Consider the following 21,972-nt stretch of genomic DNA (forward strand, 5'->3'; position numbering starts at 1 on the left):
GCGAAAGCCGCCTAAAGATAATGATTATCTGCTCCGCTCAGCTGTCGGCGGTCCTGCTGAGCCGAAAACAATGCAGGAAACGTTCAAGCGTATATTGAAAGCAGCGGGCGTTGCAGATGCCAATTTCCACTCGCTGCGGCACACATTTGCCACCAGAGCGATAGAAAAAGGGGCAGATGTCAAGACACTCAGCGTACTTCTCGGACATTCGGATGTAAACATCGCCCTTAATCGCTATGCTCACGTTCTTGATGAGCAGAAAAGGAAAACAATGAATTTACTCCTCGGAGAATGAAAAACAGCGCAAAACAGGGCTGTTCCGCTGTTTTGCGCTGCGCAGACATTATTTTTATAGATTTAAGTCAGAAATTTGTCCATACTCTTTTATCAAGAAATCGTTCGAGGATATAATAAGGAGGAGCTTACAAAGCTCTTCGAGTGCTTCAAGGGTGACAGAATGGAGCTCTGCGTACATATTGCCGCATACTACGGACTCAGGCGCAGTGAGGTGATCGGGCTGAAATGGGATGCTATTGATTTTAAGAACAAGACCATCTCCATTAAGCACAAGGTTATCAATGCATATAACGGTAATGGGGAGGAGCTTATCGCAGAGGACAAGCTGAAAAATGCCTCAAGCACACGAGTGCTTCCTCTGATACCTCACATCGAGGAGCTTCTTCTTGAGGAACGGCGCAAGCAGGAATATTACCGCAGCCTGATCCCCATGGGGTACAACAGGGACTATCTTGACTACATTTGCCTTGACAACATGGGAAATCTGATATCCCCCAACTATGTTTCCGACCATTTCAGACACATGATCCAAAAGCATAACCTCAAAAAGATCCGCTTCCATGACCTGCGACATTCCTGTGCCAGCCTGCTTCTGGCAAGCGGGATTTCCATGAAGCAGATCCAGGAGTGGCTGGGGCACTCGACCTACAACGTAACGGCAAATTTCTACAGCCACCTGGACTACAATTCCAAAATTGCCTCTGCCGAGGCTATCAACAAGGCTTTGGGATAAAATATCCGCTCTCAGCGATGGGAGCGGATATTTTTTTGCAGAAAATGGCAAGAAGAACGAATACTGCGCCGAATCACCATTGTTATGACTTTTCAAAAATGAGGCGGTTTTGTAGGAATACGCCTTGACAAGGTATATATTATGATATATACTAATAACAAGGGAGGCGATATTATGATGACTGCAAAGATTTTTGAAAATGGAAGAAGCCAGGCTGTAAGACTGCCAAAGGAATACAGATTTTCGTCTAACGAGGTTGCTGTTAATAAAATAGGTAATATTGTGATGCTTATGCCTATTGAAGAGGCTGAAAATAAATGGGCTATGTTTTCACAGGCATTAGATATGTTTTCCGATGATTTTATGGAAGACGGCAGAACTGATTTTTCACCACAGAAAAGAGAAGAATTATGAGATATATGCTTGACACGAATATATGCATCTATGCTATCAAGCACAGACCGCCGCAGGTGCTCGAACGTCTGAAGGAGCATGAGCCATCAGAGATCTGCATATCCGCAATAACCTATGCCGAGCTTGTTCATGGAGTCGAAAAAAGTGCGGCAGTGGAGAAAAACAGACTTGCACTTACCCTGCTTTTATCGAATATTGAAATAATTGATTTTGACAGTAATGCCGCTAATGAGTATGGTAATATCAGAGCTGCACTTGAAAAAGCGGGAACCCCTATCGGTCCGCTTGACATGATGATAGCAGGGCATGCAAGGTCGCTTAGTTACACAGTTGTGACCAATAATGTTCGTGAGTTTGAGAGGGTATCAGGGCTTCGGATAGAAAATTGGGCAGAAGAAATGCAGTTGTGTTGATCGGTGTAATATACTTACATAAGTCAGTCTGATTGCTATGTCGCATATAAATAGGAACAAATCCGCTCTCAGCGATGGAAGCGGATTTGTTTTCCTGTTTTCTTTCATTTCTAACCGGAATTTCTTTGAAATGCCGGCTGGGTTAGAAATTGGTTAGAAAAAATGATTTTTTTCGCCTTGTATCAATATTTTAAAAAGGCAAAAAAATCCCCTGAGCAACGTATCTGCGTTGTTCAGGGGACTGGTGCCGCAAACGGGATTTGAACCCGTACGGGGGTTAGCCCGAGGGATTTTAAGTCCCTTGTGTCTGCCTATTCCACCATTGCGGCAAAAAAACACTTGACAATTGGAAATATATGTGGTATAATGAGGATAAAATAAAACGCACCCACACGCCGAAAACGGTTTGGCGACCATTTCCGGCGCATTATCAAGCAGATATTCCAGTATCTGAATGACTTAGTGAATGCTTCTTATTATCCTGTTTTCTATTATACAGGATTTTAATACATTTGTCAAGCTGTTCAAGCGAAAATCTGTTTGGTGAAAGTGCAGATTTTCATAAGGTTGAACAGCTTGATTTTATATTTGGTTGCGGAGGCTGGATTTGAACCAACGACCTTCGGGTTATGAGCCCGACGAGCTACCGAGCTGCTCCACTCCGCGATGTTATGTTTGGCACTCATTTTCAGAGTGCTTATTTATTATATCACATTGAGGTGAGTTTGTCAAGCATTTTTTGAAAAAAATTTTGAAAAGGTCAGATCTGCGGCGGCATATCCATATCAAACGGCTTACCTGCGTGGTTTTAATAGAATTTGAAATTATTGTAATTACTAAAAAAACTCGAAAATTAAAATCAGATTAAATTACACGAAATACCTTGACAGGTGAGGTACTGTGTGTTATCATATATAACAGAAAAACTTGGATATCAAAGCTTCGGGGAAAGGGTGAGAACTAAATGTCAATAGCTTCAGACCTTATACGGGGGCATACGGACACTATTATCCTGTCCCTTTTGTCGGTGAGCGACAGCTACGGCTACAAGATAAACAAGGATATTTTAGACCTTACGGGAAACCGCTTCGAGTTTAAGGAAGCCACCCTATACAGCGCATTCAGGCGGCTGGAGCAGTCGGGACTTATCGCCTCCTACTGGGGTGACGAAAATTCGGGCGCAAGGCGGAAATATTACACCATTACCGATGCGGGGCGAAAGCAGTACCGCGACAATCTTGCGGAATGGGACAAGACCAAAGCCATTGTGGACAAGCTTCTTTATGCGGCTCAGAGCGCAAAAAAAAGCGTATAACATCACAAACGAAAAAAAATAAAGATGTATCAAGGGAAAGGTTGGTAATAGAAATGAAATCAGCAATAAGGGCATACGTGGACAATCTGTTCAAGGACGCTCCTCACGAAAATGCGGTGACGGAGCTTCGAGAGGAGATACTCTCAAACCTTGAAGCGCGCTACGACGACTGCATAAACGCAGGTATGACCCCACAGCGTGCTTATGCGGCAGTTATCGGCACTATGGGCGACGTAAGCGGACTTATCGAGCAGGTAAGCGGCTCGGGATTTCACGAGGAGGGACTTTTTGAGAAAACATCTCCCAAAAGCAGACTTATGAAAAAATACGCCTACGTTTTCAAGGAGAGCAACATCAAGGCGATAAAAAATGCTGCCATAACCGTAATGTGGCTGCTTATCGTAGTGCTTTACTTTATAATAAATTACAATAATGACTGCTGGGATTATTCCTGGCTCATATTCATAGTTGGTGCGGCGCTGACGGTAGGCTTTAATATGGTAGGAAACGTTATCCGCATCAGCCGAAATGATGACACCGAAAGCAGGATAAAGCTGCTCAAAAAAATAAGAAGCGGCGTGACCGCCATAATGTGGCTGGCTATCGTATTTTTCTATTTTGCCATAAGCTTTAATTCTCGCGGTTGGGACATTTCATGGCTCATATTTATTCTGGGTGCGGCGGCTCAGATAGTTGTGAATACCATATTCAAGGTCCTCATCAGCCGCTTTACACCGTAAAATTATATATAAAAAGGAAAATCTGAAATGAGTTCACCCATAAAGGAATTTACAGACAGCTATGCCGGAAAAGAAACAATCCGTGCCCATATGCCCGGGCACAAGGGAAAAGGGGAGCCTTTTAACTCCCTTGACATCACCGAAATAAAAGGTGCGGACAGCCTTTTTGAGGCAGACGGCATAATCGCCGAAAGCGAGAAAAAAGCCTCGGAAATATTCGGCTCATATAAGACCCTTTACAGCGCAGGCGGCTCAACACTTTGCATTTACACAATGCTTGCAATGTGTCTTATGGGCAGTCCCTCAAGGAAAATAGTTGCCGCAAGGAATTGCCATAGGGCGTTCTTAAACGCCTGCGTTATGCTTGACGCAGAGGTGGAATGGGTCTATCCCCATTACGAAAGCTCCATTGTTTCGGGAGAGATAACTGCGGATATGATAGAAGCCGCCATAACAAAGGCAGGCGACCCCGTATGCGTTTACATAACCACCCCCGATTACTTAGGCAGGCTCACTCCTTTGGACGACATTGCCCGTGTGTGCAGAGAGCATAACTGCCGTCTTTTGGTGGACAATGCTCACGGGGCATATCTTCGCTTTATTTCCGAAAACGGCAAGCCTCTCCACCCCTTGTATCACGGGGCAGACATATGCTGCGACTCTGCTCACAAAACGCTCCCTGTGCTTACGGGGGGCGCATACCTGCATATAAATGACCCGTCTTTGGAAAAATATGAGGGCTATGCAAAGGAAATTATGTCGATGTTCGGCTCATCAAGCCCCTCTTATCTTATTCTCCGCTCACTTGATATGTGCAATGAGTTTATGGAAAATGAGGCTGTGGAATATTTTTCCAATATGAAAAAGGCTTCGGAAAATGTAAGAAGCTTTATTTCTCCTTACTGGCACGTTGAGGAGGGTGAGTGCGGCAAGCTGACTGTCCTTGCTCCTCCCTCGGGATATTCGGGATATGATTTGGCAGAGGTGCTGAGAGGGTGGGACATCGAGTGCGAGTATGCGGACAACACCCACGTAGTGCTTATGCTCACAGGGCTTGACGTTTACGAGATAAACGCCATCGGCAGGGCATTTTCGTCCATTCCTCAGCCGAGGATAAGAGTGCCGCTCCCCGACTTCTCGGGTCTTGCTCCCCTTGAAAGAGCTATGAGCATAAGAGAGGCGGCAATGTGTCCCCGTGAATATATCCCCGTGGAAAAGGCAGTCGGAAGAATTTGCTCGGCGGCAGTTTCCTGCTGTCCTCCCGGAATTGCGGCGGTGACGGGTGGAGAAATTTTTTCGGAGGAAATTATAAATATTTTGAAAAACTATAGCATTTTTCACGTAAATGTGGTAAAATAAAATTGCGGTAATGTGTGCCGCATTATTATCACATTTTAAGGATATGATATTATGAAGCTGATATATGCCGTTATCAACAACGACGACAGCCACGCCGTTTCCACCGAGCTTACCAAAAAGGGCTTTTCCGCCACAAAGCTTGCCTCCACAGGCGGCTTTCTTATGGCGGGAAACACCACCTTTATGATATGCGTAGAGGAGCAGAGAGTGGACGAGGCTATCGACGTTATAAGAGAATGTTCCCGAAAGAGAAAGCAGTTCATTCCCTCGGCGGCTTCGGGCAGGTCTGACACCACAGGCTCCTTCCCCATTGAGGTCACAGTTGGGGGCGCAACGGTATTCGTTACGGATATCGAGCGGTTTGAAAAGCTGTGATGAAGCTGTATTCAAAGGAAAACGCCCTGCGCCCCATTGAAGCTATGAGCAGGTCGGGAAGATTTGTTCATTCCTACATACTCACAGGGGAAAAGGGCGTGGGCAAAAAGACCTTTGCACGGTATATCGCAATGCAGCTTCTCTGCGATAACCGGAATGCCTGCGGCGAGTGCAGGCAATGCAGCAGGGTACTCAGGGGGCAGCACCCCGATTTTATAGAGGTCACTCGTGAAAGCGGAAAGGTGAACTACTCCGTTGACGATATCCGTGACAAGGTGGTTGCCGACAGCTATATTTCACCCAATGACTGCGAGCGGAAAGTGTATCTGCTCACCGACTGCGAGGGCTGGCAGGACTCCTGTCAGGACGCACTTCTGAAAATCACCGAGGACCCTCCCGATGCCGCATATTTCATATTCACCTCGGCAAACAAAAGCAGCTTTCTTACCACCCTCATCTCCCGTTCTATGACCATAGAGCTTCACGAGGCGGACAGGGAAAGCTGCAAAGAAGCGCTTCGGGATACAGGAAAATACTCCGAGGAAGATATCGAAAGGGCAGTATCTTCCTTTGGCGGCAATATCGGACGGTGCATAGATTTCCTTGAAGGAGACGCAGACCTTGTCAAGTCGGCAGAAGCTGTAAAAAAGGCTATGGAGGCTATTGTTTCCAGAGATGAATACAGTCTTGCGGCAATTCTCGGGGGCATTTCCTCAAAAAGAGAGGAAATGCGCTGTACTCTGGAAATGCTCGCCCGTTCCATCAGAGACGGGGCTGTTCTCAGAAACGGCAGCAATGAGACCGTAAGCTGCACCGAGGCTTCCTCAAGAAAGCTGGCGGAGCGTTTCTCTACGGGACGGATACTTGCAATGTACGACGCTGTCTGCGAAGCCTCCTACAGATGTACCAGAAACTGCAATGCCCAAGGCGCTGCGGCTGTTCTTGCAGGAAAGCTGTGCAGATGATATTTTGAAAGGGAAAATGTAAATATAATGACTGAGATAATCGGAGTTAGATTTAAGGAATCGGGGAAGATATATTATTTTTCCCCAAACGGCGCTAAGCTGGAGGCAGGGGACAAGGTAATTGTCGAGACCTCCCGTGGCGTGGAATGCGGCAACGTGGTGATGGGCTGCAGAATGGTTGAGGACGACAAGATAGTTCCGCCCTTAAAGCCCATAATACGCCCTGCCACCGAACGTGATCTGAAAATAGTTGAGCAGAACAAGGTCAAGGAAGCAAACGCCGCACGTATCTGCCAGGAAAAGATCGCCGCTCACAAGCTTGATATGAAGCTTGTAGACGTGGAATGCACCTTTGACAATAACAAGCTTCTTTTCTATTTCACCGCCGAAAACCGTGTGGATTTCAGAGAGCTTGTAAAAGACCTGGCGGCGGTATTCCGCACAAGAATTGAGCTGAGACAGATAGGCGTGAGAGACGAGGCGAAAATGCTTGGCGGTCTCGGCGTATGCGGCAGACCATTTTGCTGCAAGACATTTTTAGGCGAGTTCCAGCCCGTTTCCATCAAAATGGCAAAGGAACAGGGCTTGTCTCTTAATCCCACTAAGATATCGGGTACCTGCGGCAGGCTTATGTGCTGTCTGAAATACGAGCAGGATTTCTACGAGGAGGCATTCAAGACCACTCCCAAGGTGGGGGCATATGTAAAGGCTCCCGAATTCAAGGGCTATGTGGAGGAGGTAAATCTCCTGACGGGAATGCTAAAAGTCAAGCCCGAAAAATCCGACGACCCTGCGGTGCTTCTGAGCAAGGACGAGGTCACCGTAATAAAAGACGGCAGGATACGTATGGACAAGGACGAAATGCGTGCTTTAAAGCAGCTTGAAGATAAATAATTTTTGGAGGTAATTACTATGAACAGAACAAACAAAGGTCTTACTATTGCAAGAGAAATAATCCTTATCGTAACATTCTGCCTTACAATTGCGAATGTTGTACTGATGATAGTTCAGCTTGCACTGGGCAGCAAGGAAGCAAAGCGCTGCTTTGATATCAACGACAGAGACGAGCTTCCTTTCTGAAAAACATAACATATTTTAAAGGAGTATCTATACCATTATGGCAGAAACAGTAGTCGTTAACGGCAGAAAAACAGGCAAGATCGTGGGCGGCGTCATTGCCGCAGCTGCCGTTCTTATCGTGGCGCTCAATTCCTTTGCCTCCGTAGAAGCGGGTCATTCGGGAGTTGTGCTTACCTTCGGAAAAGTCTCGGAGACCGTTTTATCCGAGGGACTTCACGTTAAAATTCCCTTTATCCAGCAGATAATCCAGATAGACAACCGAGTTTTAAAAGCAGAGGTTGACTGCTCCTCGGCTTCAAAGGATCTGCAGACGGTGTCGAGCACCATTGCCCTTAACTATCGTGTGAGAAATGAGGCTTCCGCTAAGATATACAAGGAAGTGGGTCTGTCTTACGAGAATGTAATCATCAATCCTGCTATACAGGAATGTGTGAAAGCGGTTACCGCAAAGTACACCGCCGAGCAGCTCATTACCGAGAGACAGATAATAAGCGACCAGATGAAGGAGCTTCTTAATGAAAAGATAAGCAGCTATGGTCTTGAGCTTGAGATATTCAACATCATCTCCTTTGAGTTCACCGCCGAGTACAATGCGGCTATCGAAGCCAAGCAGACCGCTCAGCAGAATGCTCTCAAGGCGGAGCAGGACCTCCAGAGAATTAAAGTCGAGGCAGAGCAGACCGTTGCTCAGGCACAGGCGGAGGCTGAGGCATACCGTCTGAAATCCGAGCAGATAACTCCTCAGATGATAGCAATGGAGTACATAGACAAGTGGGACGGCAAGCTTCCTGCTGTGGCAGGCGGCGACAGCAGTTCAATGCTTATTGACATCTCCGAGCTTATCAGCGAGATGGAAACAAAGAGCGGCACTTCAAAGACCACAAATACCGCTCCTGTGGTATCCGCTCCCGTTTCACAGCAGGATAACACCCCCGAGGACGAAGAGTCTGAGGAATAAGAAATAATAATATCCTCTGCTTTTTTTTCAAAGCGGAGGATTTTTTCTGAAAGATCATAAGAGGTGAAATTGTTTGATAAAAAATATAATATTCGATATCGGAATGGTTCTTATAACCTTCAACTGGGACGAATACGTTCACAGGCTTTTTAACAATGAGGAAACAGAGAAGGCGGTTACTGCCGCAACCTGGCATAATCCGAAGATATGGAACGAGCTTGACAAGGGCGTTATGACTGCCGAAGAAGTATGCAGGCTTTTTGAACAGTCGGGAAAGGGATATGAAAAGCAGATACGCCTTGCCTTTGAGAGAATGGGAGAATGTCCCGTACAGCAACCCTATGCCATTCCCTGGATAAAGGAACTGAAAACAAAAGGGCTTAATGTCTACTACCTTTCAAACTATTCCTATTACCTTATGGACGTATGCCCCGAGGCGCTGTCTTTCACAAAGCATATGGACGGGGGCGTTTTCTCCTGTGAGGAGAAGCTTACAAAGCCCGACCCTGAAATTTACCGCAGGCTGTGTGACAAATACGGTCTTGTACCTTCTGAATGTCTCTTCATTGACGATCTGGCGGCGAATGTGGAGGGTGCGGAAAGCGTGGGGCTTAACGCTGTGCGGTTTGAAAGCTATGAGAAAAATTATCAGGAAATTATGCAAATAATTTCAGAATAATGCAGATAATTTCAGGACAATAAAAAACAGCTTGTATCGCACCTGATACAAGCTGTTTTTTATTGTCGATAAAGCTTAAATCCTGAGGCAAATAAAAAATTTGATTACAGATTTGGCTCCAACACCTGCGTTACCGAGCCACAAAACAAGGAAATTATTTCTGTCTTTCCAACGAGGTGGCTTCAGCGACACGCTGACGGCTTGTATCGGGGCGATACAAGCCGCTTTTGAACATAAATTATTTAAGTATCTCTATCTCACCGAATATCAGAACTCTTTTTCCGCTGCCCAGAATGGCAAAGATAAGATTTTCAAGATAGTAAAATCCTGCCGCTATAGCCAGCACCACTCCTGCAATGCCTGTGATCAAGCCGCCGATAACGGGGATAAATCCCACAAGTCCGATTATCTTTGAAGCAAGACCCAGCAGGACCATTATGATAAATGTGATAAGAGACTGATTTGCTCTGAACATACAATAAGGCGAATATCTCTTATCCTTCATCACATAGGGAAGAAGGAACAGAAACGGCAGCGCAGCCATAAGTGCGCCCAGACCTAAGTTTTCACTTTTATCGCTTGAGCTGAAAACTTCCTCGCTTTTCATAAACAGTCCGCCTTTCAAATTAAGCTTACTTTATAACTCTTACTCTGATAACATTCTCAACTGCAGAGAGCTTTGAAACGATGTCATCGGTGATATCACCCATAGCGTCTATCAGAGTGCAGGCATAATTCTTCTTGGAGGGGCTCATCATATTCTCGATATTGATGGAAGCATTGCCAAGAACTGCAGTTATCTCGGAGATAACTGCGGGAACGTTTCTGTGGAGAACTACGATCTTTGTGCCTACTGCGTTCATCTCGGCGTTGGGGAAGTTAACGGAGTTTCTGATGTTTCCGTTCTCGATAAAGTCGATAAGCTCATTTGCAGCCATAACAGCGCAGTTATCCTCAGACTCGGGTGTGGAAGCGCCCAGATGAGGTACGCAGATAGCATTCTTAACGCCTATTATCTCATCGGAGGGGAAGTCAACTATGTAGGAAGCTACCTTGCCGCTTTCAAGTGCGGAAATGATGGCATCGGAGTCAACCAGTTCGCCTCTTGCGAAGTTGAGAATTCTCACGCCGTCCTTCATCATAGCGATAGTCTCGCTGTTGATGGTGCCCTTTGTCTCGGGGTTGTAGGGAACGTGAATGGTAATGTAATCGGAAGCAGCGTAAAGATCCTTGATGTCAGTAACGATCTTTATGCCGGGGTTCATAGAAAGAGCAGCCTTAACGGAAAGATAAGGGTCATAGCCGATGACCTTCATTCCGAGAGCCATTGCCGCATTGCCCACCAGAACGCCGATAGCGCCCATTCCGATGATACCGAGAGTCTTGCCGCTTATCTCGGGACCTGCAAAATTCGACTTGCCCTTTTCAACCATCTTGCCGACCTCTGCGCCGTTGCCCTTGAGGGAAGAAGCCCAGTTTACAGCGTCGGTTATCTTTCTCGAGCTCATAAGAAGACCTGCGATAACAAGCTCCTTAACTGCATTTGCGTTTGCTCCGGGGGTGTTGAATACAACAATTCCCTCTTCTGCGCAGCGGTCAACGGGAATGTTGTTTACACCTGCGCCTGCTCTTGCGATAGCCAGGAGATTTTTACCAAACTCCATCTCGTGCATAGCCGCAGAGCGTACCATTATTGCGTCAGGCTCGGAAACGCTGTCGGAAACGGTGTATTTTGCCTTGTCGAATAAGTCTGTTCCGCAGGCAGCGATTTTATTTAAAGTAAGAACGTTTATCATTGCAGTCTATCCTTTCGTGACAAGCGGGAAAATGTTTTCAGGCATTTTCCTCTTCAAATTTCTTCATAAATGCTACAAGCTTCTCGCAGCCCTCGATAGGCATTGCGTTATAAACGGAAGCTCTCATACCGCCTACTGTTCTGTGGCCCTTGAGGTTTATGAAGCCTGCCTTCTTAGCCTCGGAAACGAACTTAGCATCAAGCTCCTCATTGCCTGTTACAAAGGGGATATTCATAAGAGAACGATCCTTGCCCTGAACGGTAGCCTTGAACAGCTTGGAGTTATCAAGGAAATCATAAATGATAGCTGCCTTCTTCTCGTTGTGAGCCTTCATAGCCTCAAGACCGCCCATTTCCTTTACCCACTCGAGAACGAGCTTTAAGATGTAGATGGAATATGTAGGAGGAGTGTTGTACATAGAGCCGTTGTCAGCGTGAGTCTGATAGTTGAGCATTGTAGGAGTGATATCCTTTGCGTGACCGATCATATCGTCACGGATAATAACAACGGTAAGACCTGCAGGGCCCATATTCTTCTGTGCGCCTGCGTATATCATAGCGAATTTGGTTACGTCAACGGGTTCGGAAAGAATGCAGGAAGACATATCGGCAACCAGAGGAACGCTTACATCGGGAAGCTCAGCCCACTTTGTGCCGTAAATTGTGTTGTTAAGGCAGATGTGGAAATAATCCGCATCGGCTCTGCACTCGTTCTTGTCGATCTCGGGAATGTAGGAGAAGGTCTTATCCTTGGAGGAAGCTACTGCCTTTGCGTCGCCGTAGCGTGAAGCCTCCTGATATGCCTTGTTTGCCCACTGACCTGTGATAACGAAGTCAGCCTTGCCGCTGCCTGTCATAAGGTTCAGGGGTATCATAGCAAACTGTGTGGAAGCGCCGCCCTGAAGGAAAAGGACCTTGTAATTATCGGGAATGGACATTATCTCTCTGAGGAGAGCCTCCGCCTCGTCGATAATTGCCTGGTACTCCTTGGAACGGTGGGACATCTCCATTACGGACTCGCCTGTGCCCTTATAATCGAGCATCTCCGCAGCTGCGGTCTCAAGAACCTTTTCGGGCAGCATTGCGGGACCTGCCGAGAAATTGTAAACTCTTGACATAGTAATATCTTCCTTTCTATCAAAAAGCGGTGTTTCTCCCGTTATCAGAGAAGCACAAATTATAGTAACCGATACTAATCTTTATTATATCACTACAGTAAATAAAAGTCAAGGATAATTTTGTAATTTAATGCGGCAAAACGGCAGGAGAGCATTTTTTCATAAAGAGATACGAAAGTACAGCACAAAAGCCGCCCAAAATGAGCGGCTTTTGTGCTGTCTGTATGAATTATGAATTGGAGGGGGAAATTCGGAACTGCTTAATTCTGAGATACCTCTGCTTCGGGCTTGATGTCCTCTTCGCCTGTGAGGGTGAGGGTAACGTCAATGTTGCCGTCGGCTCTTGCAAGGGTGAGCACCATTGTATCGCCTATCTTCTTGCCCTTCTTGGCAGCGGTAAGTTCGTCCATTGAAGCGATATCCTTGCCGTCTGCGGCTACGATAACATCGCCTGCGCTTATGCCTGCGGCTTCTGCGCCGCTGCCCTCGCTGACGGATACTACCATTACGCCCTTGTCAACAGGGAGATTGTAATATCTCATAATTGCGCTGTTGATATCCGAGCCTGTGATGCCGATCTGGGGAGTGGTGTTGGTAACATATCCCTTGTTCATAAGGTCGCTGATAAGGGGCATTGCATCGGAAATGGGGATAGCGAAGCCAAGTCCCTCAACGGAGTTGTTCACAAGCTTTGAGGAGGTTATGCCTATTACCTGTCCCTTGCCGTTGATAAGGGGACCGCCGGAGTTGCCGGGGTTGATGGCTGCATCGGTCTGGATAAGGGTCATAGAAGCGGAGCCGCCGGAGGAAAGCTCCACGTTAAGGGTACGGTTAAGTCCCGAAACGATACCCTCGGAGGTGGAAAGTCCGAGTCCTAAGGGATAGCCGATAGCTACAGCCTTGTCGCCCATTGTGAGCTGGTTGGAATCGCCGAATTCTGCGGGGATAAGGTCAAGGCCCTCGGCGTTTATTTTAAGTACAGCAAGGTCGCTGTTCTCATCTGCGCCTACGATCTCTGCTTCATACTCGGTCTCGTCATCGGTGGAGAGGACGATGGTAACGGAATCAGCCTGCTTGAGCTTTGTCTGATAGCTGCCGCCGAAGCCGCCGTTTCCGAAGAAATAGTCGAATATATCGCCGCTGCCGCCGAATGGGTTATTGTTGTAGTTTCTGTTGTTGTTGGAAACGTACTCGTTTACCTCGGTCTGGACAACGTGGGCGTTGGTGATGATATATCCGTCATCGCTGAGGATAATGCCCGTACCTGTTCCGGTGCTTGTTCCCGACTGAGTCTTGAAGGTGGAGTGAACGCCTACAACAGAGGGGGAGACCTTTTCAACTATCTGCTTTGTGGTGAGAGTTCCGTCGGAGGAGCCTGTGTTAAGAAGTGTGTTTACCACATTTCCCGTATTCTCACTCTTTGAGGAGCTTTCGGTAACGGCAGGGGTCTGTGTATTATCGGAGGAAACGGGTGCGGCAGGTTCGTCCTTTACGGCAATGCTGTTCTGGAGGTATGCGCCGCCGAAGCCCGACGCTCCGCCTACTACTGCAACTGCAAGGAGCATTGCAACAGTTTTTCCGACCTTGTTATCCTTTTTCTTTTCTTTGCCCTCATCGGGAACGTCAATATAATTGTAATTATTTTCGTACATATAAATCTTCCTTTCGGCAATATATAAGCTTTTGTTCTTTTATTTGAGCCTTTTCGCTCTTTTTTCTTTCTGTGATTATATAATAACGCCCTAATGTGTAAAATATGTGATATATGAACGAAAAAAATTTAAAATACAGATGGAAATAAAAAATAAAGCTGCTGCAGAAGTCCTTTTTAAGTCTTGACAATATAACAAGAATATGATAAAATTAAGAAATCACTGAAATAAAGGTGTACTAATCACTATAATTATGGAGGGATACTTATGAATTACAAGAAAATTATAGCACTTACTGCAGCCATTTCAATGCTCATATTCAGCGGCTGCTCATCCTCAGAGGGGACAACCGAAAGCACAGACGCAGCAGGATCCTACTCTGCAAGTGAGACAACATCCGCTGCAGCTTCGGAAACAGTAACAGAAACGGAAACGGAAGCAGAAACAGTAACAGAAACAGAATCTGTTACAGAGAGTATGACCGAAGCTCCCGCCGCAGATGAGAACAGCATTTCGGCAGAGGAAGCATACAGCAAGAAAAACGGCGCATCGTGGACAGAGGCTCTTATGAAATCCACAACCGCTTGGGACAAGGGCAATGTTGTATTCAAGTGTTCTGCCAGCGAAGACGGGGAGATCGTTACCACAATTGAAATGTCGGTATACAATAATAAGGTGTATATGGACACCCAGGTCCCCGGATTTATGTCAATGACAATGATAATTGACGGTGAAAAGGGCTATCTTATCGACAAGCCTTCCAAAACCTACAGCTTTGATTCCGAAACCACCTATGACGCTGACAGCGAGGTCGAATCCGTTGTAGACACCACCGCAGATTACAGCAGCTTTACAGAAGACGGAATTGAAAATATTGACGGAACAGATTATATTTTCGAGAAATTCAGCATAGACGGCTCGGAGTCGGTATATTACTATTCTCCCGACGGCAAGCTCCGTAAGGTCGGTTCGGACGGTCAGATTATGGATATGACCATAGATCTCCTTGATGAACCCGATGAATCCTGCTTTGAGATCCCCGAGGACTACACCGAGATCAGTATGGAGGAAATGTCTATGAAAATGATGGCAGGACTTTTTGAAGCAATGGGTGAAGCTTCCGAAGGGGAATGACCGCCGATTTTATAAGGATATTTTTTAGTAATAGCAAATGGTCTGCTGCAGCGTGTGCTGCAGCAGACCATTTTATTGCTATATGTGCGAATTGATATATCCGGCAAGCCTTGTGAACTGATGGGCGGCAAGCTTTTCCTCATAAGCCTCCCTGTTATTGAGGACATCGTCCGTGCTGACCTCAAAAGCGTCATTTACGGTAAAAGTCTCCGATCTGGTTCTGATAATAGACTCTGCACGATAGCTTACCGATATTCCCCTCATAAGAACGCTCTGCTTTACCTCGCAGTCGGCGTAATCTATTTCGGAAAAAGGGATATTACGGGAGGAAAACCCAAATCTGAACACGACACCTGTGCTTGTGGTCTTGAATTTTCCTCTCATATTCATAAAATATAATTCCAAAAATCCGTATATTAGAATAAAACGAGAAATATTACAATATTTGGTATCGTGCTTAACTCTATCAGAAAAATGACAATAAACAAAAGAGCGGTCAGATACATCAGAGGCTTGCTTTGGTAAGTAAAGCTTCCCTGCATAATGACCGCTCCTTTTTTAATTAAATATCCCGTTATAAAACAGAGGTTTGGCAAATAAAAGAAATTTGTATAGCCGATAATTGCGAATCTGTCAAACTCACGCAAAATCTATCAGTGCGGGAACAATGCAAAATCTGTCGGCGCAGAGACAAAACTGCCGGTCTGTACAAATTCACAGCGCAACCTCGCTGCGGGTCGTCACCCGCTTACGGTCTCTTAGCTCCGCAGTTATTGCAGAAATTGCCCGTATTTACTGCGCCGCAGGAACAGGTCCAGTCTGCGGAGGGTCTCTTTGCGCCGCAGCCGCCGCAGAAATTGCCCGTGTTCTTTGTACCGCAGGAGCAAGTCCATTCGCCTGCGGGTGCGGGCTTCTTGGAGCCACAGTTATTACAGAAATTGCCTGTGTTCTCTGCGCCGCAGGAGCATTTCCAGGTGTTTGCTGCAGCTTGCTGTGCAGCCGCCTGCTGAGCCTGCTGTGCCTGCATCTGCATCTGAGCGGCATTTGCCTGGGAAGCGGCGTTCATAAATCCGCCTGCTCCGCCCATACCCATATTCATTCCCATAAACGCATTGCCAGCGCCCGAGGTGTTGGAGCCTGCGCTCTGGAGTCCCTGTGCAACGGAGGACTGAACAAATCCCTCTCTGATGGTGGGGTCGGACATCATAGCGCCCTTGTTTCTCATATTGATAAGAGCCTTGCTCTCGTCATCGTATGAAAGGCTTGCAATACCTACAGAGCATACCTCAATACCTCTCAGCTCTGTCCAGTCATCGTCAAGAGTCTTTGCCATATACTTAGAAAGCTCTCTTGATTTTGATGTGATCGCAGAAATTCTCACGCCGTCAACGGACATCTGGTTGATAGCGGACTGAAGAGCGTCCATAAACTCGTTGAAAAGCTGCTCGGAAAGATCCTTTATCTCTATCCTGTCAGTCCCCTTGGGAGCAAACTCGGTAAAGAACTTGATAGGGTCGGTTATCTTTATGGAATAGGAGCCGTGAGCTCTGAGGAACAGCTCTGCATTGTAGAAATTATCGAAATAGTTTACAGGCTGACGTGTGCCGAACTTTATGCCCTTGATCTCTGCGGTGTTTATGTAGTAAACATACTGTCTCTGAGAGGGTGCGCCGCCGAATTTAAAGCGCTCCCAGGTGTCCTTGAGGGTCTCGCTGAGCTCGCCGTTGAAGAGGGAGGGGGCGGAGGAGTTGTTTACGATGTAATAGCCTTCCTGAGCGCTGTAGTCAACGATCTTGCCGCCGTCTATCAGAAGCATAAGAGTGTTGGGGAAAACGTGGATCACGGAGCCGTTGGAAACAACATTATCCGTTCCACGCTTGTTGGAACCTTGTTTGATAGCTACGCCCTTTACAAGCAGGGTGCTGTCGGTCATATCCTCAGGCTCAATGACTTCTTTCCACGAGTCTGCAAGAGAACCTGAAATTGATGATACTGCTGCTGTGATAAGTCCCATAATAAATACCTCCGTTTTTTCTCTGCACTATGCAGAATTTCAATCTGCCACAGAATTGTTAATAGTATTGTATCATATATTTTGATAAAATGCAATAATATTTTATCATTTTTTCTTCTTGGTGAATATTCCTGCGATGACCGCACCCAGAATGAGCACCGCTGCTATGACAAGAACGATGATATAGGTTTTCTGCTCCACATTTCCTGTAGCGGGTATCTGTGACATCAGGGGATAAATATAGTTCATTCCGACCTCTCCTTATATGAATTTTTTTCGATAAGACCATACTGCTCATAAAGCGAAAGCATATAGCGGCAGGTCAGCTTGTCTCCCGGAAGCTCTCGAAATGCAGCTGTCTTGGTTTTGCCCTGCGCTTTCAGAGCGTCAAGTTTTTCGGAAGTCTCAGCATATTTGCCTATCACCGCCGAAAGCATTTCCTCAAAGGCTTCAAGTCTGTTTTCCAATAGGGTGACCTTCCTTTCACGGGAGTTTTCTTAATTATACCATACTTTTACAAAAAAATCTACCTGTATGATAAAAAAAGAGACGCTGTGCATTGCACAACGTCTCTGAACTTGCTTTATGTACTGATTACTTTCTCTTGGAAACGAGAGCAGCAGCGCCTGCAGCAACCATTACAACTGCAATTGCAGCAGCAGCGGTGTTGCCGGTAGCAGCGGGAGCTGTTGTTGTATCAGCAGCGGGAGCAGCCTCAGTCTCAGCAGGAGCAGCCTCGGTCTCGGGAGCCTCTTCTGCAGTCTCTTCAACTTCAACTTCAACTTCCTCAGCCTCTTCAGCTGTCTCTTCTACAGCCTCTTCGGTCTCCTCAGCCTCTTCAGCTGTTTCCTCTACAGCCTCAGTCTCCTCAGCAGCTTCCTCAGTTTCCTCAGCAGCAGCTGTATCCTCAGCGGGTGTGAAGCAGTAGTCCTTTACGTCAGCCTCTTCGATGATGGTGTATGCGCCCTCAGGAGAACCTGCCTCAAGGTTTGCAGACTTAACGATAACGTTCTGAACCTGGAAACCAAGTCCGCTGTCACCGAGAGAAGCGATTGTATCAGCTGTGATTACGAACTCAACAGATGTCTGGCCTTCCTTAACAACTACAAAGCCATCAGCCTTAGCAACCATTGTGTCACTTGTGAGCTGATCTGTAACTCTTGTCCAGCTGTTGTCGTAGTCCATAGGAGCGAGAAGGAACTGATCTGCAGTATTTGCAAGGTTGCGGGTCTCGATATCGAGAGTAACCTTTACATCGCTGCCGATAGCCTCGAGCTCGGTCTTAGGAATGCAGAGACCTGCGCCCCAGGAACCAACATACTCGCTGTCAAGTGTTACTGTAGAAGCGAATGCGCTTACAGCCATTGTTGTAACTGCCATAGCAGCAGCTACAAAACCTGCTAACATTTTCTTTAATTTCATTTTAATTCTCCTCCTTGGCATATTTTAATGCCAAATTTTATTTGTACCACTATTATATCATTATTGAAAGCTTATTTCAATGTAAATATTACACAAATAATTCAGAATATAATTTTGCATTATTTACACATATAAACAAAAAAGCCGCTTTCCTAAGAAAACGGCTTTGATATTTGCGTGAAAATTACTTTCTCTTGGAGATAACAGCAGCTGCGCCTGCGAGAGCCATTACTGCTGCGATGGAAGCTGCTGCGGTGTTGCCTGTAGCAGCGGGAGCTGTTGTTGTATCAGCTGCGGGAGCCTCAGTTACAGCCTCCTCAGCAGGAGCCTCTGTTACAACTTCTTCCTCAGCGGGAGCAGCGTCTTCGATAACATCTTCATCGGACTCAGCACCTGCTGTGAGGGAAGCTGCGTCAACGAGAAGAACTTTGGAAACGGTAAGCTCAGAGCCTGTGTCACCTACGATAAATGCGTCGAGAGTAGAGGAGAAGTCCTCGCTCTGATACATAGCGGTCATATAGTCATATGTGAATACTGCAACACCGTCTGTGGAAAGCTCCTCGTTAGCAGGAACCTTTGCCCAGCCTTCGCCGCCGCTCCAGGACTGGAGAACGACCTCGGGAGCTGTGTCAGCCTTGTAGTAAACTACTACAGCCTTGTCGGGAGTGAGGATAGCGGGATCGAATACACCGTTTTCATTCTTTACGGTAGTAAGGGTGATAGCCTGTCCCCAGGAACCTGCGGAAGTTGCCTCTGTATCGGTGATAACTTCGCCTGTAAGAGCGGAATAATCAATAGCTGCAGCTGCAGGAGCATCGTCCTCAGCCTCTTCTGCAGCCTCTTCTGCTTCTTCCTCAGCTGCCTCAGCCTCGGTCTCCTCTGCAGCTTCTTCTTCAGTCTCTGCTTCTGTTTCAGCCTCAGTCTCTGCCTCAGTTTCCTCGGCAGCAGCTTCGGTCTCTGCAGGAGCCTCATCTGTAGAAAGGATCACGCCGTCCTTGCCGAGAACATCTGCGCTGTTAACTGTGACCTTACCGGTCCAGGTCTGGAGCCAGAGCTGAGCGTACTCGTCAGTCTCTGCAAATACGGGAGCATCGGAAAGCCAGGTGATAGTGTTGTTCTCAACGTCAGCGGTGATCTCCTTGGAGTTGGTGCCCCACTCAATGGACTTCCAGCCTGTGGAGTTGGAGTTTGCGCCTATTCCGCCGCCGTACCATTCATCATTGCCCTCGAATGTTACGTGGAATGTAACGCCGTAAACATCTGTCTGAGCCACGCCTGCGTCGATTGCCCAGGTAGGATCTTCGGGCTTGTCAGCGTTTATGTATACAACGCCGTCCTTGAGGTAGTCCTTGGTGGAAAGAGCCATTGCCGACACGGAAAGAGCCGAAACGGAAAGAGCTGCAGCTGCAAATGTGGCTACGATCTTCTTGAAATTCATTGTGAAAACATCCTTTCATTTTCTGCATTATAACAGAATTATACAGAGAACCCTCAATAGAGAGCCCTCTGCATAAATATTTACTTTGCTTTTAAATTACTTTCTCTTGGAAATAAGAGCTGCTGCGCCTGCTACTGCCATAACTGCTGCAATAGAAGCTGCTGCGGTGTTGCCTGTAGGTGCAACGGGAGTAGATGCATCAGCTGCGGGAGCTGCCTCTGTCTCAGCAGGAGCTTCTTCAGCTGCGGGAGTTTCCTCTGCAGGAGCTTCCTCTGCTGCTGCGCCGCTGTATTCCTTCTGAGCGATCTCGTTGCCGTCCTTATCGAAGATCTTGAGGTCCTTGATCTCGATAGTTACATTGTTGGAAACGAGGTTTGCGTTTGCCCAGTCCATAAATACGAACTCAGCCTGGGAAGCGTCTGTGGGAACCTGAGAAGGAAGGAGCCACTTGAATGAATCCTCAACGGTAACCTCATCCTCCCAAGTTACTGTTCCGTCCTCGTTGAACTCGGGGCTGAGCCAGTATGTAGCGGAGTTGCAGGTAGCTGCATAGCAGCCGCCGCCTACGCCCTGGATATCAGAGCCTGCGAGGCCGTGATATACAACAGTCCAGGAACCGGAATAAACATTGGAAACGTCAGCAGGATCAGCAAGAATCTGATCGAGTGTAATACGAGCCTTTGCTGCTACGCCGTCGGTTGTCTGTGTGAATACAACGCCGTCAGCAGATGTGGAAATGATCTCTACAGTAGAAGGATCATCGTCTGCATAACCGGTCTGAGACCAGTCAGCTGCGGAAGCTGTAGCGGAAACTGCTGCACAGAGAGTTGCAGCTGCTGCAATTGCAGCAAGGCTTGAAAGATGCTTTTTCATAATTATTTTTCCTCCATATTTTAATTGCGTTTATATTGTCTCACGAATATACTTACGCTAATTATAGGTATATTATATCATTTACCCGAAAAAGTTGCAATTTGTTTTTTATACAATAATGCCCCACAGGCTTTGTTAATTTTTTACAAAACAGCACAAAATTACTTTTTCTTTCTGCGTGTCATAGCAACAGCATATCCCGAAAGAACAAGGGCGCTTGCTGCGGCAAATGCGGAAAGGTTTCCTGTGGTGGAAGATGTAGTCTTGTTATCGCTTTCGGGGTCGGTCTCCTCGGGAGCAGTCTCTGTCTCGGGAGCTTCGGTTTCGGTAACAGCAGCTTCTGTTTCGGCAGCAGTTTCCTCGGGAATATCCTCAGGGATATCTTCGGGTCCTGTCTCTGCTTCTGTTTCCTCTGCGGCTGCTGTGGTCTGAACGGGAGCTGCGGAAGCCTTTAATTCAACAGGGATAGCCTTGCCGTCGGCATCTAAAAATCTGATGTTATCCACATACATATTGTAATCGACCTCGGAGCCCCATCTCATAAGTATCATATGAGTGCCCTCGGTGCCGTTTACAAGTCTCTCGGAATAGAGGAGAAATTTTCTCTGGATAGTAACAGGGTCAGAAACCGCCTTGTCATATTCGCCGCATTCCCAGGCGGTCTGAGCCCAGGCAGGAGTTTTTGCCTCGCCGCCCTGAGTGCCGATGGCGCCGCCTGCCCAGCCGGGAGCTGTAACGCCGTCCTTGGACTCAAATGTAACGTCCATTTCAATGGTCTTGACCTTTTCAAAATCATCGGGATCAAGCATTGAGTTAAGATCAAAGTAAACCTTAGGCACGTTTGCACAGTCGGTAACGTCTACCTTGAGCTGCTTTGAGCCGCCGAAATCAACTACAGAAAGTGTGGAGGGATCTCCGCCGTCGTCGGTCTTCATACTTACAAATGAGTATTTTCCGTCCTCAAAATCGACCACATCTGCTGCATATGCCCCTGCGCTTACTGCCGTAACTGCGGATAACGCCATAATGCCTGCGGTAAGAAGTTTTATTTTTTTCATTCTCATCGTCTCCTTTTTTATTTCTTTAAAATATACGTTTTATCGTCATAAGACTTTTATTTATTTTATTATATTACAAAACAATATCAATTTCAATAGGCATTGTAACGATTTTGTAACCTTTGATTTGTATGTTGTTA

At 46.7% G+C, this 21,972-nt stretch carries 26 protein-coding genes and 2 tRNA genes; 14 read left to right on the forward strand and 14 right to left on the reverse strand.

Translation table 11 applies throughout. The features are described 5' to 3' along the window. From ACR0QN_RS06715 to vapC, 4 genes are all read left to right on the forward strand, one after another. Positions 1-295, forward strand: a 295-nt coding sequence (locus ACR0QN_RS06715; RefSeq protein WP_432650430.1) for a tyrosine-type recombinase/integrase, incomplete at its 5' end; no start/stop codon positions are given. 162 nt (positions 296-457) lie between these two features. Next, complete coding sequence (locus tag ACR0QN_RS06720; RefSeq protein ID WP_432650431.1) at positions 458-1,030, forward strand: site-specific integrase; 573 nt, start codon at positions 458-460, stop codon at positions 1,028-1,030. A gap of 174 nt (positions 1,031-1,204) precedes the next feature. After that, complete coding sequence (gene vapB, locus ACR0QN_RS06725; protein ID WP_432650432.1) at positions 1,205-1,444, forward strand: type II toxin-antitoxin system antitoxin VapB; 240 nt, start codon at positions 1,205-1,207, stop codon at positions 1,442-1,444. Next, on the forward strand, positions 1,441-1,857 hold the full coding sequence (gene vapC, locus ACR0QN_RS06730) for a type II toxin-antitoxin system tRNA(fMet)-specific endonuclease VapC (RefSeq protein WP_432650433.1): 417 nt from the start codon (positions 1,441-1,443) through the stop codon (positions 1,855-1,857). The genes vapB and vapC overlap by 4 nt, the downstream gene beginning before the upstream one ends. A gap of 242 nt (positions 1,858-2,099) precedes the next feature. Here vapC and ACR0QN_RS06735 read toward each other — a convergent pair. Continuing rightward, positions 2,100-2,186 (reverse strand) — tRNA-Leu (locus ACR0QN_RS06735). A 260-nt stretch (positions 2,187-2,446) separates the two neighbouring features. Continuing rightward, positions 2,447-2,523, reverse strand: a tRNA-Met gene (locus ACR0QN_RS06740). Between the two features lie 298 nt (positions 2,524-2,821). Here ACR0QN_RS06740 and ACR0QN_RS06745 point away from each other — a divergent pair. The 9 genes from ACR0QN_RS06745 (at position 2,822) to ACR0QN_RS06785 (ending at position 9,328) form a co-directional block, all read left to right on the forward strand. Further along, positions 2,822-3,172, forward strand: a complete 351-nt coding sequence (locus ACR0QN_RS06745) for a PadR family transcriptional regulator (protein WP_432650434.1) — start codon at positions 2,822-2,824, stop codon at positions 3,170-3,172. A gap of 53 nt (positions 3,173-3,225) precedes the next feature. Beyond that, on the forward strand, positions 3,226-3,912 hold the full coding sequence (locus ACR0QN_RS06750) for a permease prefix domain 1-containing protein (RefSeq protein ID WP_432650435.1): 687 nt from the start codon (positions 3,226-3,228) through the stop codon (positions 3,910-3,912). A gap of 27 nt (positions 3,913-3,939) precedes the next feature. Then, a complete protein-coding gene (locus ACR0QN_RS06755) occupies positions 3,940-5,271 on the forward strand; it encodes an aminotransferase class I/II-fold pyridoxal phosphate-dependent enzyme (RefSeq protein WP_432650436.1) in 1,332 nt (443 codons plus the stop codon). A 51-nt stretch (positions 5,272-5,322) separates the two neighbouring features. Further along, positions 5,323-5,646, forward strand: a complete 324-nt coding sequence (locus ACR0QN_RS06760) for a cyclic-di-AMP receptor (RefSeq protein ID WP_432650437.1) — start codon at positions 5,323-5,325, stop codon at positions 5,644-5,646. Continuing rightward, positions 5,646-6,611 (forward strand): ATP-binding protein, encoded by a 966-nt coding sequence (locus ACR0QN_RS06765; protein ID WP_432650491.1) that lies wholly within the window; start codon positions 5,646-5,648, stop codon positions 6,609-6,611. The genes ACR0QN_RS06760 and ACR0QN_RS06765 overlap by 1 nt, the downstream gene beginning before the upstream one ends. A gap of 27 nt (positions 6,612-6,638) precedes the next feature. After that, positions 6,639-7,505 carry a PSP1 domain-containing protein gene (locus tag ACR0QN_RS06770; RefSeq protein ID WP_432650438.1) on the forward strand — a complete coding sequence of 289 codons (867 nt, stop codon included), beginning with the start codon at positions 6,639-6,641 and terminating at the stop codon, positions 7,503-7,505. Positions 7,506-7,523: 18 nt separating this feature from the next. Beyond that, positions 7,524-7,691 carry a hypothetical protein gene (locus ACR0QN_RS06775; protein ID WP_432650439.1) on the forward strand — a complete coding sequence of 56 codons (168 nt, stop codon included), beginning with the start codon at positions 7,524-7,526 and terminating at the stop codon, positions 7,689-7,691. 37 nt (positions 7,692-7,728) lie between these two features. Beyond that, positions 7,729-8,649: a prohibitin family protein gene (locus ACR0QN_RS06780; protein ID WP_432650440.1), complete on the forward strand. Its 921-nt coding sequence runs from the start codon at positions 7,729-7,731 to the stop codon at positions 8,647-8,649. Between the two features lie 73 nt (positions 8,650-8,722). Beyond that, the gene (locus ACR0QN_RS06785; RefSeq protein WP_432650441.1) at positions 8,723-9,328 is read left to right on the forward strand and encodes an HAD family hydrolase; all 606 of its coding nucleotides are present in this window, start codon (positions 8,723-8,725) and stop codon (positions 9,326-9,328) included. Positions 9,329-9,566: 238 nt separating this feature from the next. Here the strand turns inward: ACR0QN_RS06785 and ACR0QN_RS06790 are convergent, their stop codons facing one another. From ACR0QN_RS06790 to ACR0QN_RS06805, 4 genes are all read right to left on the reverse strand, one after another. Next, the gene (locus ACR0QN_RS06790; protein WP_432650442.1) at positions 9,567-9,935 is read right to left on the reverse strand and encodes a hypothetical protein; all 369 of its coding nucleotides are present in this window, start codon (positions 9,933-9,935) and stop codon (positions 9,567-9,569) included. A gap of 25 nt (positions 9,936-9,960) precedes the next feature. Then, positions 9,961-11,124 carry a 3-phosphoglycerate dehydrogenase family protein gene (locus tag ACR0QN_RS06795; protein WP_432650443.1) on the reverse strand — a complete coding sequence of 388 codons (1,164 nt, stop codon included), beginning with the start codon at positions 11,122-11,124 and terminating at the stop codon, positions 9,961-9,963. A 37-nt stretch (positions 11,125-11,161) separates the two neighbouring features. Next, positions 11,162-12,241, reverse strand: a complete 1,080-nt coding sequence (gene serC / locus ACR0QN_RS06800) for a 3-phosphoserine/phosphohydroxythreonine transaminase (RefSeq protein WP_432650444.1) — start codon at positions 12,239-12,241, stop codon at positions 11,162-11,164. A 260-nt stretch (positions 12,242-12,501) separates the two neighbouring features. Then, positions 12,502-13,893 (reverse strand): S1C family serine protease, encoded by a 1,392-nt coding sequence (locus tag ACR0QN_RS06805; protein ID WP_432650445.1) that lies wholly within the window; start codon positions 13,891-13,893, stop codon positions 12,502-12,504. A 267-nt stretch (positions 13,894-14,160) separates the two neighbouring features. On the opposite strand from ACR0QN_RS06805, the gene ACR0QN_RS06810 reads away from it, so the two are divergent. After that, on the forward strand, positions 14,161-15,027 hold the full coding sequence (locus ACR0QN_RS06810) for a hypothetical protein (protein ID WP_432650446.1): 867 nt from the start codon (positions 14,161-14,163) through the stop codon (positions 15,025-15,027). A gap of 78 nt (positions 15,028-15,105) precedes the next feature. Here the strand turns inward: ACR0QN_RS06810 and ACR0QN_RS06815 are convergent, their stop codons facing one another. The 8 genes from ACR0QN_RS06815 to ACR0QN_RS06850 form a co-directional block, all read right to left on the reverse strand. Beyond that, positions 15,106-15,417, reverse strand: a complete 312-nt coding sequence (locus tag ACR0QN_RS06815; protein WP_432650447.1) for a hypothetical protein — start codon at positions 15,415-15,417, stop codon at positions 15,106-15,108. Between the two features lie 358 nt (positions 15,418-15,775). Next, positions 15,776-17,041, reverse strand: coding sequence for an SPFH domain-containing protein (locus ACR0QN_RS06820; protein WP_432650448.1), 1,266 nt, complete (start codon positions 17,039-17,041; stop codon positions 15,776-15,778). Between the two features lie 105 nt (positions 17,042-17,146). Beyond that, positions 17,147-17,290: a hypothetical protein gene (locus ACR0QN_RS06825; protein ID WP_432650449.1), complete on the reverse strand. Its 144-nt coding sequence runs from the start codon at positions 17,288-17,290 to the stop codon at positions 17,147-17,149. After that, entirely contained in the window at positions 17,287-17,508 is a 222-nt protein-coding gene (locus ACR0QN_RS06830) for a hypothetical protein (RefSeq protein WP_432650450.1), read from the reverse strand. Before ACR0QN_RS06830 ends, ACR0QN_RS06825 begins: the two co-directional genes overlap by 4 nt. A gap of 127 nt (positions 17,509-17,635) precedes the next feature. Beyond that, positions 17,636-18,463: a hypothetical protein gene (locus ACR0QN_RS06835; RefSeq protein ID WP_432650451.1), complete on the reverse strand. Its 828-nt coding sequence runs from the start codon at positions 18,461-18,463 to the stop codon at positions 17,636-17,638. A gap of 184 nt (positions 18,464-18,647) precedes the next feature. After that, on the reverse strand, positions 18,648-19,901 hold the full coding sequence (locus tag ACR0QN_RS06840; RefSeq protein WP_432650452.1) for a hypothetical protein: 1,254 nt from the start codon (positions 19,899-19,901) through the stop codon (positions 18,648-18,650). A 96-nt stretch (positions 19,902-19,997) separates the two neighbouring features. Next, positions 19,998-20,774: a hypothetical protein gene (locus ACR0QN_RS06845; RefSeq protein WP_432650453.1), complete on the reverse strand. Its 777-nt coding sequence runs from the start codon at positions 20,772-20,774 to the stop codon at positions 19,998-20,000. 161 nt (positions 20,775-20,935) lie between these two features. After that, complete coding sequence (locus ACR0QN_RS06850) at positions 20,936-21,832, reverse strand: hypothetical protein (RefSeq protein ID WP_432650454.1); 897 nt, start codon at positions 21,830-21,832, stop codon at positions 20,936-20,938. Between the last annotated feature and the right edge of the window lie 140 nt (positions 21,833-21,972).

Origin of the sequence: Huintestinicola sp., assembly GCF_050874005.1 — a bacterium.
Classification (GTDB): domain Bacteria; phylum Bacillota; class Clostridia; order Oscillospirales; family Ruminococcaceae; genus Huintestinicola.